Below are 15,087 nucleotides of genomic sequence, written 5' to 3' on the forward strand. Positions count from 1 at the left end.
ACCCAGGCATTCGGAGAAGGAGGCGGGTCGGATTGGTCGAACGGGTCAATTAATTCCGGGGCGCTGCTGTGCGCCGCCGGTTCCTGGGCTCGTTCCCGCGCGATGCCGCCCGCGCCGCGGCGGGTCCGGCGGTGTCTCGCCGAGCCCGATGCGCTGGTGCAGCCGCGTCAGCGGACCCGGCGCCCACCAGTTCCACCGTCCCATCAGGTGCATGTAGGCCGGCAGCAGCATCATCCGGACCAGGGTGGCGTCGATCAGCACCGCCAACGTCAGGCCCAGCCCGAACATCCGCATGAACGACACCTCGGCGGCGATCAGCGCGGCGAAGGAGATCGACATGATCAGCGCGGCGGCGGTCACCACCCGCCCGGTGTGGGCCAGGCCGAGCGCCACGCTCTCGTCGTTGTCGATGCGGCCGCCGGCCAGCCAGAACTCGCGGATCCGGGCGATCAGGAAAACCTCGTAATCCATGGACAGCCCGAACGCGATGCAGAACAGCAGCACCGGCATGTTGGCCACCAGCGTGCCGGTAGGTGTCGTCCCGAACGCGCCGAGGTGACCGTCCTGGAAGATCCACACCAGCGCGCCGAACGCCGCCGTCAGCGACAACAGGTTGAGCACCAGCGCCTTGAGCGGAAGCACCACGCTGCCCGTCATCAGGAACAACAGCACGACCGTGATCACCGCGATGATCCCGAGAACCGCGGGCAGCCTCGCGGTGATGGCCTGCACGCTGTCGCGGTTGATCTGCGCTATCCCGGTCATCTCGACCGCACGGCCGCCCGGTCCGCCGAGTTGGTGCAGCCGGTCGAGTTGCTGCCCGGACGCCGCCGAGAACAGCGGCGCGGTGCTGCCCACGGTCAGATAAGCGGAGCCGCCCTCGACGGCCGAGGCGGTCGGCGGGCCGACCTCGCGGCCGTCGACGAAGGTGCCCGCCGGGGTGCCGACCGCCGACACGTCGGGCAGTTGGGACGCCTCGAGCCCGTAGCTGCGGAAGTCCTGCGCACCCAGGCCGGCGGCGTCGGGCACCACGACCGTCACCGCGGCCTCGGAGTTGTCGGCGAACTGCGAGCGCAGCATGTCACCGACCTGATGCGCCGACGCGGACGTGGGCAGCACCCGGTCGTCCGGGAACCCCCACGACACACCGAGGAAGGGCACCCCGAGGACCAGCAGTGCCGCGGTGCCCGCCACGGCGACGGCCACGGCCCTGCGGGTCACGAACTTCGTCGACCGGTACCAGAATTTGTGCCGTACCGGTGTGGGTGCGGTGTCCCGGCGACGGAGCCGCCGCCGGACGTCCAGGGCGTCGAGCCGGGGCCCGAGCAGCACGATGACCGCGGGCGTCACCACGATCGCCGCGGTCGCGCACAGCGCCACCGTCGCGACGCCCGCATAGGCGAACGACGTCAGGAAGTACATCGGGAACAGCAGCATCGCGGCCATCGACAGCGCCACCGTCATCGCCGAGAACATCACGGTGCGGCCGGCGGTGACCATCGTGGTGATCAGCGCCCGGTCCCGCGCTGCGCCCCCGGCGATCTCGTCTCGGAAGCGGCTGACGATCAACAGCGTGTAGTCGATGGCCAGCGCCAGGCCCAGCGCGGCGGTGAGGTTCAGCGCGAAGATCGACACGTCGGTCCACACCGCGACCAGGCGCAGCAGCGCCATCGAGCCGACGATCGACAGCGCCCCGATGGCCACCGGAAGCGCCGCGGCCAGAAGACCTTTGAACACCCACAGCAGCACAAGGAAGCTCAGCGGGATCGCGATCGCCTCCATCAGCACGACGTCACGCTTAGTCTGGGAGTTGATCTGCGAGTACACCATCGCCGACCCTCCGGCCAGCACCGTCACGGCGTCGTGGTCCGGCAGCACCGCCGCGTCGACGTCGTCGACGAGCGCCTGGGCGTTGCGCGGGCCGGCGTCCTCGCCTCCGGTCAGCTCGGCGACGATCAGGCCGGTCCGGCCGTCGACACTGGTCAGCGCGGCGGCACCGGCCGGCTGCGACGTCCACGGCGACACCACGGACACGACGTTCGGATCGTCGTCGATCCGGTCGACGATCTGCAGTCCCGCGGCTTTCGCGGCGGCGCTGGTCGCGCTCTGCGGGTCGGTCACCGTGAACACCAACTCGACGTCGCCCTTGCCGAACGTGTCGGTCATGGCGCGGGTCGCGCGGGCGGACTGCGACGCCGGATCCTGAAAGCCGCCCGACGACAGGCTGTCCGCGGCGGGCACGCCGAAGACCGCCGCGCCGACCAGCACCAGTGCTGCAATGGCCACGACGCGACCTGGGGCTGCGATGGCCATCGACGCGATTCGCTGCAGCAGCACGACCTCGCCTGTTTCGGGAGCCTGTTCCGGTGCCTGTTTCGGCCACCACCCGCCGCGGGCGGTGACCGCAGCCTGCCACGCCACCACCCGGGCGGAGTGCGGCGCGACCGATTTGTCAGCGACGCGTCACCGTTGGGTGTCCCGTCTCGGGTTGGGTGTCACATCTCGGCGCGCTGTCTCGTCTCCTGAATATGACGACACCACGAATTGCTCCGCTCCCGCCGGCCAAGACCTCGTTGCTGACCCGGCTGATGTACCGCTACGCCAAGAGGCGCCTCGGCGAGGTGCCCGAACCGTTCACCGTCGCCGCACACCATCCACGCCTGCTGCTCGCCAACGCCGTGCACGAGGGCATGCTGGCGTCCGCGTCGAAGACGCTGCCCGCCGGGGTGCGCGAGCTCGCCGTGTTCTGGACCGCCAGGGCGATCGGGTGCTCGTGGTGCGTCGACTTCGGCGCGATGCTGCAGCGACTGGACGGCCTCGACGTCGATCGGCTGCGCCACATCGACGATTACGCGACGTCTCCGCTGTTCAGCGGTGACGAGCGCGCGGCCATCGCCTACGCCGATGCGATGACGACCGACCCGCACCGGGTCACCGACGAGCAGGTCACCGATCTTCGCGGGCGCTTCGGCGATGCCGGGGTGATCGAGCTCAGCTATCAGATCGGCGTGGAGAACATGCGGGCGCGGATGTACTCGGCGTTGGGGATCACCGAGCAGGGCTTCAACTCCGGCGATGCGTGCCGGGTTCCGTGGGCCCGCGATGAAGGGGCGACGCGCTGAACTTGTCGGGGTTGGCGATGTCGTAGACCGCCACAACCTGCCCGTCGCGCACCGTCAGCGCCTGAATGCGCGGCGCGAGCGCGGGCCACGGTCCGTCCGCGGCGGCCCCGAACGTGTAGACGCCCAGCTCGCCGTTGACCAGGCCGGGCCTGCCCGCCTCGAACAGCCGCGGACCGTAGCGCCGCGCCAATCCCAGCAGGAACCGGGCGACCTTGTCCGCACCGTGGATGGTGCGCGGCGCAGTCGGTGCCCGCCGATTCGAGTCACCGGTGAACGTCACCTCCGGGTGCAGCAGGGCGACGACGGCCGCGAGGTCACCGGATGCCATGGCCGCCAACAACTTTCCGACCACCTCGGCATGCTCGGCCGCGGGTGGCGGGGCGCCGGCGACCGCGCGGCGGGCCCGCGACGCGAGCTGACGCACCGCGGCAGGCGTCGATCCGAGGATCTCGGCGACCTCGTCGAACGGGATGGCGAAGCCGTCGTGCAGCACGAACGCCACCCGCTGGTCCGGCGTCAGGCGCTCCAGCACGACCATGGCCGCGAACCGGGCATCCTCGCCGGCCACCACCGCCGCCAACGGGTCCGCCGCGTCCAGTGGCGTCACCACGGGCTCGGGCAGCCAGTCCCCGGCGTAGGTCTCCCGTCGCTGCGTCGCCGACCGCAGCCGGTCCAGGCCGAGACGGCTGACGACCGTCGTCAACCACGCCTTCAGATCGTGAATCGACGTGTCGCGGTGGGCATTCCACCGCAGCCACGCTTCCTGGACGATGTCCTCGGCGTCGACGACCGTACCGGTGAGTCGGTAGGCCACGGCGAGCAGGTGCGGCCGCAGCTGCTCGAACTCGTCGACCCGCGCGCTGGCGGTCACCCCTCGATTCTAGAACCCGCAACACACACTGCGCCGGAATTGCATTCCAGCAGGCCTTTTCTCGCACTCTTCCTGCTGGAATGCAATTCCGGCGGACAGCCCGCGCGGCCACCACCGGAACCGTATATTGCGCGCATGGCTATCACGGAGGAACCGTCGCTCCCCGCGGTCGGCGGCAAAGGCCTTCGGGCCGGGGCGCTCGGACTGGTCGGCAACGTCGTCATCGGCCTGGCCGCCGTCGCACCCGCCTACAGCCTGGCCGCCACGCTGGGCTACGTCGTGCTGGCCGTCGGCGAGAAGGCGCCGTCGATGTTCCTGCTGGCGTTCATCCCGATGCTGCTCGTCGCGTTCGCCTACAAGGAGCTGTCGCAGGACACCCCCGACTGCGGCACCACGTTCACGTGGGGCACCAAGGCGTTCGGACCGTGGATCGGCTGGATCGGCGGCTGGGGCCTGGCGGTGTCGGCGATCATCGTGCTGGCCAACGTCGCCGAGATCGCCGCGATCTATCTGTTCGACTTCCTCGGCCTCGACGACCTGGCCGAGAACACCTTCGCCAAGGTCGGCCTGGGGTGCTTCTTCATCATCTCGATGACGCTGCTGTCGGCGCGCGGCATCGTAGTCAGCGAGCGGGTCCAGAACGTGCTGATCACCATCCAATTCGGTGTGCTGATCACCGTCAGCGTCATCGCGCTCATCCGGGTGTTCGCGGGCAATGCCGGCGCCCAGGCCATCACCCCGCAGCTGTCGTGGCTGTGGCCCGGCGGGCTGGACGCGTCGTCGATCGCCGCCGCGATCATCCTGTGCATCTTCATCTACTGGGGCTGGGACGCGTGCCTGGCCGTCGGCGAGGAGACCAAGGATCCTGGCAGGACGCCGGGCATCGCCGCCGTGATCACCACACTGATCCTGGTGTGCACTTACGTGTTGGTGGCCTACGCGATCCAGTCGTTCGCCGGGTTCGGCGACGTCGGCATCGGCCTGAACAACGCGATGAACACCGACGACGTGCTCACCGTGCTCGGCGAACCGGTGGCGGGCGCCATCGCCGCGTCGGCGCTGCTGCTCACCGTGTCGGTCTCGGCGCTGTCCTCGACGCAGACCACGATCCTGCCGACCGCGCGCGGCACGCTGTCGATGGCCGTCTACGAGGCGATCCCGAAGCGGTTCGCCAGCGTGCACCCGCGCTACATGACGCCCGCGTTCGGCACCATCGTGATGGGGATCTCGGCGTTGTCGTTCTACCTGCTGCTGACGGTTCTGTCGGAGAACGCGCTGGCCGACTCGGTGGCCTCGCTGGGGCTGGCGGTCGCCTTCTACTACGGGATCACCGCCTATGCCTGCGTGTGGTACTTCCGCAGGACGCTGTTCGCCTCGACGCGAAACCTGTTCTTCCGCGGGATCTTCCCGCTGATCGGCGCCCTGGCGATGACGTGGGCGTTCGTCCAGAGCGCCACCGACATGATCCAACCCGACTACGGCTACACCGCTTTCGGACCCGTGGGCGGGGTGTTCGTGCTCGGCATCGGGATGCTGGTGCTCGGTGTGCCGTTGATGCTGGCGTGCTTCGCGTTCGGCACCAAGCGGTTCTTCCGCGGCGAGACGCTGAACGCCACCACCGAAGTCAAGGTACCGGACATATTTTAGAGAAAGGCTGAGCCGCAATGCATTTGACCGTCGGCTACCTAGCCACCCCGACCGGCGACGACGGGATCGCACTGGCCAGCGCGCTCGCGAAGACCTTCGACGCCGACGTCGACGTCGTGCTCGTCGTCCGCGAGGAACTGCCCGACGGCCATCCCGGTCGCCTGGAGTATCAGCAGATGCTCATCGACCGCGGCGAGCAGTGGGTGTCCAGGGCGGTCGCCGCGCTCGCGGCCGCCGGCGTGGCTGCCGAATCCACGGTGGCCGTTGGGGAGTCGTTCGCCCAGTCGCTGGTCGAGTTCGCCGAGCAGAAGGCCTCGGACCTCATCGTCGTCGGCGGTGCGCGGGACGGATTCTTCGGCCGTCACACCATCGGCCCGGTCACCGGGGCGTTGCTGCACTCCTCGCCGATCCCGGTGGCACTCGCGCCGCGCGGCTACGCCGAGGACCCCGACGAGGCGATCGAGGCGGTGACCGCCGCCGTGCCCACCAAGCCCGGCGACGACAACCCGTTGCCGTTCGCGATCACGCTGGCCAGTGCCGCAGGGCTGCCGATCCGCATGCTGTCGCTGGTGTCCGCGGAGAACCTCGCCGAAGCGGGCAGCGCCCGGGAGGTCCGGCAGCTTCAGGTCGCGGCCGCCGAGGAGAACCTGGTGCTCGCGGCGCGCGCGCTGCCGGATTCCCCCGAGATCGAGTCACTGGTGGCCGACGGCATGACGCTGGAGTCGGCGCTGAAGAAGCTGCGGTGGGAGGACGGCGACCTGCTGGTCGTGGGCTCGAGCCGGTTCGCCGCGCCGCGCCGGCTGTTCCTGGGGTCCACTGCGGCGCGCATCCTGGCCGGGGTCGACGTGCCGGTGATCGTCGTCCCGCGGACGTAATGGCCGGCCCGAACCGCGAACGTGCATTCCATGTAGCTCGCAGGCGGTTTTCACGACAAGGAATGCACGTTCGCGGGCGCCTATCGCTTGGCGAAAACCGTGCGGTGCCAGTCCTTGTCGACCGTCCCGGTGATGTCGCTCATCACGTGCTTGATCGCCAGGTACTCCTCGAGCGAGTACTGGCTCATGTCCTTACCGAAGCCCGAGGCGCCGAAACCACCATGCGGCATCTCGGAGATGATCGGGATGTGATCGTTGATCCACACGCACCCGGCATGGATTTCGCGTGAAGCCCGTTGTGCGCGATACACATCCCGCGTCCACGCCGACGCCGCCAGACCGTAGACGGTGTCGTTGGCCTGGCGGATCGCGTCGTCGTCATCGGTGAACGCGCGCACCGTCAGCACCGGCCCGAAGATCTCGTCGCGCCACACCTCGGAGGACTCGGACACGTCGGCGATCAACGTCGGCCGATAGAACGACCCCGGCCCGTCCGGCGCCACCCCGCCGGTGACGATCCGCCCGCCCTCCCCCGGCGCCCGCTCCACCATGCCGGCCACCTTCGCCCGGTGCGCCGCCGTGATCAGCGGCCCCAAGTCCGTATCCGGATCCGTTGGGTCCCCCACCACGATCTTCGCGAACACCTCGCCCACACCGGCGACGAAGTCGTCGTACAGATCCCGGGCCACGATCGCGCGCGTCGCCGCCGTGCAGTCCTGCCCGGTGTTGATCAGCGCCCCGGCCACCGCACCCTGGATCGCGGCATCGAGATCCGCATCGTCGAACACCACGAACGGCGCCTTGCCACCGAGCTCCAACTGCGTCCGGTGCCCGTGCGCCGCCGCCGCGAGCATGACGCGACGTCCCACGGCCGTCGACCCGGTGAACGTCACCATGTCCACATCAGCGTGACCGGCCAGCGCGGTGCCGACGTCGGCGCCGGCCCCGGTGAGCACGTTGAACACGCCGTCGGGCAGCCCGGCTTCGGTGGCCAGGCGGGCCAGCGTCAACGTCGTCAACGGGGTGATCTCGGCCGGCTTGATCACCACCGAGCACCCGGCGGCCAACGCGGGCAGCACCTTCCACACCGCCATCTGTAGCGGGTAGTTCCACGGCGTGATCGTGGCGACCACGCCGACGGCCTCGCGGCGGATCGACGACGTGTGATCGCCGGAGTACTCCCCGCTGGCTTTGCCCTCGAGGTGGCGGGCCGCCCCGGCGAAGAAGTCGATGTTGTCGACGCTGCCCGGGACGTCGAACTCCCGGGCCAGGCGCACCGGTTTGCCGGTCTGGGCCACCTCCTCGGCGACCAGACCGTCGGCGGCCTCGTCGGCCAGCTTCGCGAGCTTGGCCAGCACCGCCGACCGCTCGGCCGGGGTGGCGCCGGACCAGTCGCGCAGCGCGGCGCGCGCCGACGCGATCGCGGCGTCGACGTCGGCGGGCTGGGCCAACGCCATCTCGGCGACCGTCTCCCCGGTTGCCGGGTTGATCACGGTGTGCGACGCGCCACCGGTCACCACCGGCGCACCATCGATCCAATTGCCTGCCAGGCCCGTCGTCACGGCCGAGGATGAAACCACAGTCATGACCCAACGCTATCGCGGCCTCGGCGCGGAAGCTACGCATTACGGCACCGTCAGGGGCATAAAACGCATGATTTCATGGTCACGGTTGCTTGGCGCGACGGATTCCGTGCACAATCACTGCATGGCTAACCCGGGGGTCCCGCACGCCGTCGGGCCCGTCTCGTTCCGTGTCAATCAGTCTCGCCCAGGGGCTGCGTTCCAGCTCGACGAGCTGTCCAAGGCGATCATCGAGAAGCTGCAGCAGGACGGCCGCCGGTCGTATGCCGGCATCGGCAAGGCGGTGGGCCTGTCCGAGGCCGCCGTCCGGCAGCGGGTCCAGCGCATGGTCGACGCCGGGGTGATGCAGATCGTCGCGGTCACCGATCCGATGCAGCTGGGCTTCGCCCGCCAGGCCATGATCGGCCTCAAGTGCACCGGCGACACCACCAAGATCGCCGAGAAGCTCGCCTCGATCGAATGTGTCGACTACGTGGTGCTCACGGCGGGCTCGTTCGACGCCATCGTCGAGGTGGTCTGCGAGGACGACGACGACCTGCTCGACCTTCTCAACACCAAGATCCGCGCGCTGCCGGGAGTGATATCCACCGAAACCCTTGTCTACCTGAAACTTGTTAAGCAGCAATATAATTGGGGTACGCGATGACCATCATTTCCGAAACGGATCAGACAACCACCAGCGAGCTGGGCGCGAAGGCCAACCGCCATCTGTGGGGCCACTTCGCCCGGCACGGCGCGGGCATCACCCCGCCGATCATCACCCGCGGCGAGGGCGTGCACATCTTCGACGACCAGGGCAAGCGCTACATCGACGGCCTCTCCGGGCTGTTCGTCGTCCAGGTCGGCCACGGGCGCAAGGAACTCGCCGAGGCCGCCGCCAAGCAGGCCGAGAAGCTGGCGTTCTTCCCGCTGTGGTCCTACGCCACGCCCACCGCGATCGAACTGGCCGAACGCCTCGCCGGCTATGCGCCGGGCGACTTGAACCGGGTGTTCTTCACCACCGGCGGCGGTGAGGCCGTCGAGAGCGCGTGGAAGCTGGCCAAGCAGTACTACAAGCTCACCGGCAAGCCCGGCAAGCACAAGGTGGTCTCACGCGCGATCGCCTACCACGGCACCCCGCAGGGCGCCCTGTCGATCACCGGCATCCCGGCGTTCAAGGCGCCGTTCGAGCCGCTGGTCCCGGGCGGTTTCCGGGTGCCCAACACCAACTTCTACCGCGCCCCCGCGCCGTATGACACCGACATCAAGGCGTTCGGCCGCTACTGCGCCGACCGCATCGCCGAGGCCATCGAGTTCGAGGGCCCGGAAACGGTGTGCGCTGTCTTTCTCGAACCGGTGCAGAACGCCGGCGGCTGCTTCCCGCCGCCGCCCGGGTACTTCGAACGGGTCCGCGAGATCTGCGACGAGTACGACGTGCTGCTGGTCTCCGACGAGGTCATCTGCGCGTACGGCCGCATCGGTTCGATGTTCGCGTGCACCGACTTCGACTACGTGCCGGACATCATCACCTGCGCGAAGGGTCTGACGTCGGGCTACTCGCCGATCGGCGCGATGATCGCCAGCGACCGGCTCTTCGAGCCGTTCAACGACGGGCAGACGGTGTTCGGTCACGGCTACACGTTCGGCGGGCACCCGGTGTCGTCGGCCGTGGCGCTGGCCAACCTCGACATCTTCGAGCGCGAGGGCATCAACGACCACGTCAAGCACATGGCCCCGGCGTTCCGGGCCACGCTGGAGAAGCTCTCGGATCTGCCGATCGTCGGCGATGTCCGGGGCGAGGGCTTCTTCTACGGCATCGAGTTGGTCAAGGACAAGGCCACCAGGGAGACGTTCGACGACGACGAGTCCGAGCGGCTATTGCGCGGCTTCCTCACCCCGGCGCTGTGGGAGGCCGGGCTGTACTGCCGCGCCGACGACCGCGGCGATCCGGTCGTGCAGCTGGCCCCGCCGCTGATCAGCGGGCAGAAGGAGTTCGACGCCATCTACGACATCCTGCGGGGAGTACTCACCGAGGCGTCCGCGCGCATGTAGCCCCCCCCCCCGCCGGAATTGCATTCCGGCAGGAGAATTGCGAGTAACGGCCTGCTGGAATGCAATTCCGGCGAGACTGGGGGACGTGCCCAAGCCACCTGTCGACCCCGTCCGGTGGCAGGCCCCACCGGTCGACGCGCTACCCGACTTCCCCGCCGCCGAGATCACCCTGGTCCCCGTCCCCGGCGGCGAACCCGAGGACGTCGTCGTCGACTCCGACGGGTACCTCTGGGTGGGCGCGCTAGACGGCGGCATCGTGCGTCTCTCCCCCGACGGCACCGGGCCAGAGGTCATCGGCAACACCGGCGGCCGGCCGCTGGGGCTGACGTTCGCGCGCGACGGCCGGCTGCTGGTGTGCGACAGCCCCCGGGGGCTCCTCGCCATGGACACCGCGACCGGCCGCTCGCAGACCCTGGTCGACTCGGTGGCGGGCCGGACGTTGCAGTTCTGCTCCAACGTCACCGAAACCCCCGACGGGGCAGTGTATTTCACCGAGTCCACCACGGCGTTCACGGTGGCCGACTACGTCGGCGCCATCCTGGAGGCCCGCCCGCGCGGCAATCTCCACCGGCTCGATCCCGACGGCACGGTCACGACCGTCGTCGACGGGCTGTATTTCGCCAACGGTGTGACGCCCACCGCGGACGGGTCGGCGTTGGTGTTCGCCGAGACCCAGGGTCGGCGGCTGTCGAAGTACTGGCTGACCGGTCCGCGGGAGGGTTCGGTGACACCGCTTGCGAAGAACCTGCCCGCGATGCCCGACAACCTCTCCACCGGTGCCGACGGCCGGATCTGGTGCGCCATGGTCACGCCCGCCAATCCCATTGCCGACCGGCTCGCCGCGGGACCGCCGCTGCTGCGGAAACTGGTGTGGCGGCTGCCGAAACGATTCCAGCCGAAACCGGCGGCGGTGGTGTGGGCGGTCGCGTTCGACCCCGAGACCGGCGACGCCGTCGCCGGGATTCGCACCACCCACCCGGCGTTCAGCATGGTGACCGGCCTCGTCGAGGCCCACGGCCGGCTGTGGATGGGCAGCATCGCGGCCCCGTGCCTGGGGTGGGTCGACCTCGACGCGACCTCGCTCTGAGCGATCTCACCGACGGGTTTCTGCCAGCCGTCGTGCAATTCCTGCCAGCGGAATTAATCCCCTGACCTGCCGGTTTAAGCCATCAGATCCAACAAGATCAACCAAGAAAGTCGAAACCGCGCGACCCGCTCCACGGCTCCGACCCGACACCAAAGGGAAGAGACCAATGACCAAGCTCAGCATCACCACCGCCATCGCAGCCGGCCTGTCGGCCGCCGTCCTCGGACTGGCCGCCCCCGCCGACGCCGCCCCCAGCGGAGGCNCCAATGACCAAGCTCAGCATCACCACCGCCATCGCAGCCGGCCTGTCGGCCGCCGTCCTCGGACTGGCCGCCCCCGCCGACGCCGCCCCCAGCGGAGGCAACAACGCCCAACAGACCATCAGCCAACTCGAGGCCCAGGGCCACCGCGTCATCGTCAAGCGCCAGAGCAGCACCCCACTGTCCGAGGCCAGCGTCGTCTCGGTACGCCCCGGCCAGCAGTTCAACAAGTGGGAGTGGGACCTGCAGCGCGACGACCGCATCCTGGTCCCCGCCGGCCGCATCTACTTCGTCGANTCGTCTCGGTACGCCCCGGCCAGCAGTTCAACAAGTGGGAGTGGGACCTGCAGCGCGACGACCGCATCCTGGTCCCCGCCGGCCGCATCTACTTCGTCGAGGTTCGCTGACACACCCGAGCAGACGACAAGGGGCACCTCCGACCGGAGGTGCCCCATGTTCGTCGGCGACGATGGCCTAGATGGCCACCTGTCGCTCGCCGTTCCCGTGCCAGGCGTCGACGGCATCCTGCAGCGGCAAGCCGAGAGCATCGCAGAGTCCGATCACCGTGCCGAAGCTCGGGCTGGGCATCCGTCCGACCTCGATCTTGCGCAGGGTCTCGGGCGAGATGCCGGCATGACGCGCGATCATCTCGGGGTCGCGGCCGGCTCGGGCCGTCCTGATCAGCGCGCCGAGGCGTTGCCCGGCTCTCACCTGCTCGGGGCTCAGGGGTACACGCACCATGCCGGTCAGCATAGCCGGTATTCAAATACCGGCACTGGTACAGTCAGGAACGGTATAAAAATACCGATCCTGACGGAGGCCGAACATGATCGAACTCAAGACTGCCGACGAGATCGAAAAGATGGCGGTCACCGGCGCCTTCGTCGCGGAAACGCTGGCGACGCTGTCGAGCGAGGCACAGCCAGGGGTGAACCTGATGCAGCTCGAACACCACGCCCGGGCGCTGGTCGCCGACCGCGGCGCCACGTCATGCTACTGGGATTACGCGCCGTCGTTCGGTCGCGGCCCGTTCCGCAACGTCATCTGCCTGTCGGTCAACGACGCTGTGCTGCACGGGATGCCACGCGACTACATGCTGCGCGACGGCGACGTGTTGAGCTTGGACTTCGCGGTGTCGATCGACGGCTGGGTGGCCGATTCCGCGGTCACGGTCATCGTCGGTGACAGCGCCGACCCCGCCGACAGAGCGCTCATCGAGTCGACGCAGCGAGCCCTCGACGCAGGTATCGCCGCGGCGGTCCCCGGGGGTCGACTCGGTGACATCTCCGCCGCCATCGGCGAAGTCGCGACCGAGGCCGGCTATCGGGTCAACGCCGAATTCGGCGGCCACGGATTGGGTCGCACCATGCACGAGGATCCGCACATCTGCAACCGCGGGCGGCGCGGGCGCGGACTGCTGCTGCGGCCGGGCATGACCCTCGCGCTCGAACCGTGGTGGGCGCGGGGCAGTGATCGTCTGGTCATCGACGCCGACGGCTGGACCCTGCGCTCGGCCGACGGATCGAACACCGCACACTCCGAGCACACCATCGCCATCACCGAAACGGGTCCACGCATACTCACCCTTGCCCCACAACGGTATTCGAGACGCAGCGTCACCCCTGCACGAACGCCAACAGGTCGGCGTTGATCACGTCGGCGTGGGTGGTGGGCATCCCGTGCGGGAATCCCTGGTAGGTCTTCAGGATTCCGTTCTGCAGGAGCTCGGCGGACTTCGGGCCCGCCGCGACGTAGGGCACGATCTGGTCGTCCTCGCTGTGCATCACGAGCGTGGGAACGGTGATTTTCTTCAAGTCCTCGGTGAAGTCGGTCTGCGAGAACGCGACGATGCCGTCGTAGTGGGAGAACGCGTCACCCATCATTCCCTGGCGCCACCAGTTCTCGATGATGGCCTCTGAGGGCTCCACCCCGGGACGGTTGAAGCCGTAGAACGGCCCCGACGGCAGCGCACGGTAGAACTCCGAGCGGTTGGCCGCCAGTTGCGCCTGCAGATCGTCGAACACGCTCTTGGGCAAGCCTTCTGGATTGGCGTCGGTCTGCACCATCAACGGCGGAACCGCGCTGATGAGCGCCGCCTTGGCGACCCGTCCCTCACCGTGACGGGCGAGGTAGCGCACGACCTCGCCGCCACCGGTGGAATGCCCGACGTGGATGGCATCGCGCAGATCGAGATGCTCGGTCAGCGCAGCGAGATCGTCGGCGTAGTGATCGAGGTCGTGCCCATCGGGGGTCTGTGTCGACCGGCCGTGACCGCGCCGGTCATGGGCGATCACCCGGAAACCGTGCTGGAGGAAGAACAACATCTGGTTGTCCCAGTCGTCCGAGGACAGGGGCCAGCCGTGACTGAAGACGATCGGCTGACCCGATCCCCAGTCCTTGAAGAAGATCTCGGTGCCGTCGGAGGTGGTGAGGTTGCTCATGGGGCTTTACCTTTCTCGCGTCGACGACGGCTGTCATCAACGCTGACCACCATCGGCGCTGAGGGTCAGACCCCAGCGGGAATCAACTCGTAGCACGCACTGGTTACATCGTCCAGAGCTGAGTATAGATAATGGAACCTAGATCGGGAGAACAGATCATGAACACTCGATACCTCGTCACCGGCGCCGGTGGCACGATCGGCGGTGTCAGCAACGCCGTCGTCGATCTTCTGGTCCGGGACGGCGCCCAGGTACGCGCCCTCGTCCACCGCGACGATCACCGCGCGGACCCGTTACGCAGGCTCGGCGCTCAGGTCGTCGCGGGCGATCTGACCGAACCGACCGACGTCGTCGCCGCCATGCACGGGGTGGACCGGGTGTTCTTCAACATGGGCGTCTCGGCCTCGTATCTGGAGGCCGCGGCCGTCGTCAGCGCTGTCGGCCGGGAACACGACGGCCTGGAGACCATCGTGAACATGTCGCAGATGACGGTGTCCCAGATGTCGCTGACCAGTCGCGACGAATCCCACCAGCAGCGGTTGCACTGGCTGAGCGAACAGGTCATGGACTGGTCGGGGCTGCCCGTCACCCATGTGAGGCCGACCGTGTTCATGGACAACCCGTTGTTCACATTCCTGTCCGCACTCCTCGACGTCGACGGATTGGCCCGCAATCTGGCGGGCGCGCTCGGTCATCCGGTCGCCGGCGCGGACATCCCCCACACGCAGTGGGCCGAGCAGATCCTGGAGCCGGCCGGTCTGCCACCTCACGTGGCGCATCACATCGACACGATGGCCCGCCTTCACCGCGCCCACCGGTACGAGCGTCTGACCGACGACGTCGAGCGCGTGACGGGCCGGCCCGCGGTCACGATGCAGCAGTACGTCGCCGAGAACGCCGCCAAGTTCGGGGGCTGACCGACGGGTTTCTGCCACCCGTCGTGCAATTCCTGCCAGCGGAATTAATCCCCTGACCTGCCGGTTCAAGCCATCAGATCCAACAAGATCAACCAAGAAAGTCGAAACCGCGCGACCCGCTCCACGGCTCCGACCCGACACCAAAGGGAAGAGCCCAATGACCAAGCTCAGCATCACCACCGCCATCGCAGCCGGCCTGTCGGCCGCCGTCCTCGGACTGGCCGCCCCCGCCGACGCCGCCCCCAGCGGAGGC

Annotated in this window: 12 protein-coding genes and 2 pseudogenes; 9 read left to right on the top strand and 5 right to left on the bottom strand. The window is 68.5% G+C overall.

All coding sequences use genetic code 11. From position 1 onward, the window contains the following. Positions 1-45 precede the first annotated feature (45 nt). On the bottom strand, positions 46-2,334 hold the full coding sequence (locus tag H7I57_RS10275) for an MMPL family transporter (RefSeq protein ID WP_264023388.1): 2,289 nt from the start codon (positions 2,332-2,334) through the stop codon (positions 46-48). Between the two features lie 140 nt (positions 2,335-2,474). Here H7I57_RS10275 and H7I57_RS10280 point away from each other — a divergent pair. After that, positions 2,475-3,122: pseudogene (locus tag H7I57_RS10280) on the top strand (carboxymuconolactone decarboxylase family protein); the annotation flags it as partial. Here the strand turns inward: H7I57_RS10280 and H7I57_RS10285 are convergent. Next, on the bottom strand, positions 3,064-3,993 hold the full coding sequence (locus H7I57_RS10285) for a sigma-70 family RNA polymerase sigma factor (protein WP_264023366.1): 930 nt from the start codon (positions 3,991-3,993) through the stop codon (positions 3,064-3,066). The pseudogene H7I57_RS10280 and the gene H7I57_RS10285 overlap by 59 nt on opposite strands. A 135-nt stretch (positions 3,994-4,128) precedes the next feature. Between H7I57_RS10285 and H7I57_RS10290 the strand changes: the two genes are divergently transcribed. Next, a complete protein-coding gene (locus H7I57_RS10290) occupies positions 4,129-5,640 on the top strand; it encodes an APC family permease (RefSeq protein WP_264023367.1) in 1,512 nt (503 codons plus the stop codon). 17 nt (positions 5,641-5,657) lie between these two features. Beyond that, positions 5,658-6,515 carry a universal stress protein gene (locus H7I57_RS10295; protein WP_264023369.1) on the top strand — a complete coding sequence of 286 codons (858 nt, stop codon included), beginning with the start codon at positions 5,658-5,660 and terminating at the stop codon, positions 6,513-6,515. A gap of 80 nt (positions 6,516-6,595) precedes the next feature. On the opposite strand, the gene H7I57_RS10300 is transcribed toward H7I57_RS10295, so the two are convergent. Then, positions 6,596-8,101 carry a gamma-aminobutyraldehyde dehydrogenase gene (locus H7I57_RS10300; protein ID WP_264023371.1) on the bottom strand — a complete coding sequence of 502 codons (1,506 nt, stop codon included), beginning with the start codon at positions 8,099-8,101 and terminating at the stop codon, positions 6,596-6,598. 121 nt (positions 8,102-8,222) lie between these two features. On the opposite strand from H7I57_RS10300, the gene H7I57_RS10305 reads away from it, so the two are divergent. The 4 genes and pseudogenes from H7I57_RS10305 to H7I57_RS10320 all read left to right on the top strand — a co-directional run. After that, complete coding sequence (locus H7I57_RS10305; protein WP_264023373.1) at positions 8,223-8,744, top strand: Lrp/AsnC family transcriptional regulator; 522 nt, start codon at positions 8,223-8,225, stop codon at positions 8,742-8,744. After that, positions 8,741-10,129, top strand: a complete 1,389-nt coding sequence (locus H7I57_RS10310; protein WP_264023375.1) for an aspartate aminotransferase family protein — start codon at positions 8,741-8,743, stop codon at positions 10,127-10,129. Before H7I57_RS10305 ends, H7I57_RS10310 begins: the two co-directional genes overlap by 4 nt. 76 nt (positions 10,130-10,205) lie before the next feature. Then, the gene (locus H7I57_RS10315) at positions 10,206-11,216 is read left to right on the top strand and encodes an SMP-30/gluconolactonase/LRE family protein (RefSeq protein ID WP_275081127.1); all 1,011 of its coding nucleotides are present in this window, start codon (positions 10,206-10,208) and stop codon (positions 11,214-11,216) included. 266 nt (positions 11,217-11,482) lie between these two features. Next, positions 11,483-11,692, top strand: a pseudogene (locus tag H7I57_RS10320) (hypothetical protein); the annotation flags it as partial. A gap of 258 nt (positions 11,693-11,950) precedes the next feature. Here H7I57_RS10320 and H7I57_RS10325 read toward each other — a convergent pair. Further along, on the bottom strand, positions 11,951-12,217 hold the full coding sequence (locus H7I57_RS10325) for a helix-turn-helix domain-containing protein (protein ID WP_264023378.1): 267 nt from the start codon (positions 12,215-12,217) through the stop codon (positions 11,951-11,953). Positions 12,218-12,302: 85 nt separating this feature from the next. Between H7I57_RS10325 and map the strand changes: the two genes are divergently transcribed. Beyond that, positions 12,303-13,127 (top strand): type I methionyl aminopeptidase, encoded by an 825-nt coding sequence (gene map / locus H7I57_RS10330; protein ID WP_264023379.1) that lies wholly within the window; start codon positions 12,303-12,305, stop codon positions 13,125-13,127. Here map and H7I57_RS10335 read toward each other — a convergent pair. Continuing rightward, on the bottom strand, positions 13,093-13,917 hold the full coding sequence (locus H7I57_RS10335) for an alpha/beta fold hydrolase (protein WP_264023381.1): 825 nt from the start codon (positions 13,915-13,917) through the stop codon (positions 13,093-13,095). The two genes, map and H7I57_RS10335, sit on opposite strands and share 35 nt — an antisense overlap. A 158-nt stretch (positions 13,918-14,075) precedes the next feature. On the opposite strand from H7I57_RS10335, the gene H7I57_RS10340 reads away from it, so the two are divergent. Next, entirely contained in the window at positions 14,076-14,834 is a 759-nt protein-coding gene (locus H7I57_RS10340) for an NAD(P)H-binding protein (protein WP_264023382.1), read from the top strand. Positions 14,835-15,087 lie beyond the last annotated feature (253 nt).

Origin of the sequence: Mycolicibacterium pyrenivorans (genome assembly GCF_025821625.1) — a bacterium.
GTDB classification, from domain to species: domain Bacteria; phylum Actinomycetota; class Actinomycetes; order Mycobacteriales; family Mycobacteriaceae; genus Mycobacterium; species Mycobacterium pyrenivorans.

Bases quoted from the DNA above. Each gene is read 5' to 3' on its own strand.
- H7I57_RS10340 (WP_264023382.1), top strand. From the start codon at position 14,076: ATGAACACTCGATACCTCGTCACCGGCGCCGGTGGCACGATCGGCGGT.
- H7I57_RS10295 (WP_264023369.1), top strand. From the start codon at position 5,658: ATGCATTTGACCGTCGGCTACCTAGCCACCCCGACCGGCGACGACGGG.
- H7I57_RS10325 (WP_264023378.1), bottom strand. From the start codon at position 12,217: ATGGTGCGTGTACCCCTGAGCCCCGAGCAGGTGAGAGCCGGGCAACGC.
- H7I57_RS10290 (WP_264023367.1), top strand. From the start codon at position 4,129: ATGGCTATCACGGAGGAACCGTCGCTCCCCGCGGTCGGCGGCAAAGGC.
- map (WP_264023379.1), top strand. From the start codon at position 12,303: ATGATCGAACTCAAGACTGCCGACGAGATCGAAAAGATGGCGGTCACC.
- H7I57_RS10300 (WP_264023371.1), bottom strand. From the start codon at position 8,101: ATGACTGTGGTTTCATCCTCGGCCGTGACGACGGGCCTGGCAGGCAAT.
- H7I57_RS10335 (WP_264023381.1), bottom strand. From the start codon at position 13,917: ATGAGCAACCTCACCACCTCCGACGGCACCGAGATCTTCTTCAAGGAC.
- H7I57_RS10310 (WP_264023375.1), top strand. From the start codon at position 8,741: ATGACCATCATTTCCGAAACGGATCAGACAACCACCAGCGAGCTGGGC.
- H7I57_RS10305 (WP_264023373.1), top strand. From the start codon at position 8,223: ATGGCTAACCCGGGGGTCCCGCACGCCGTCGGGCCCGTCTCGTTCCGT.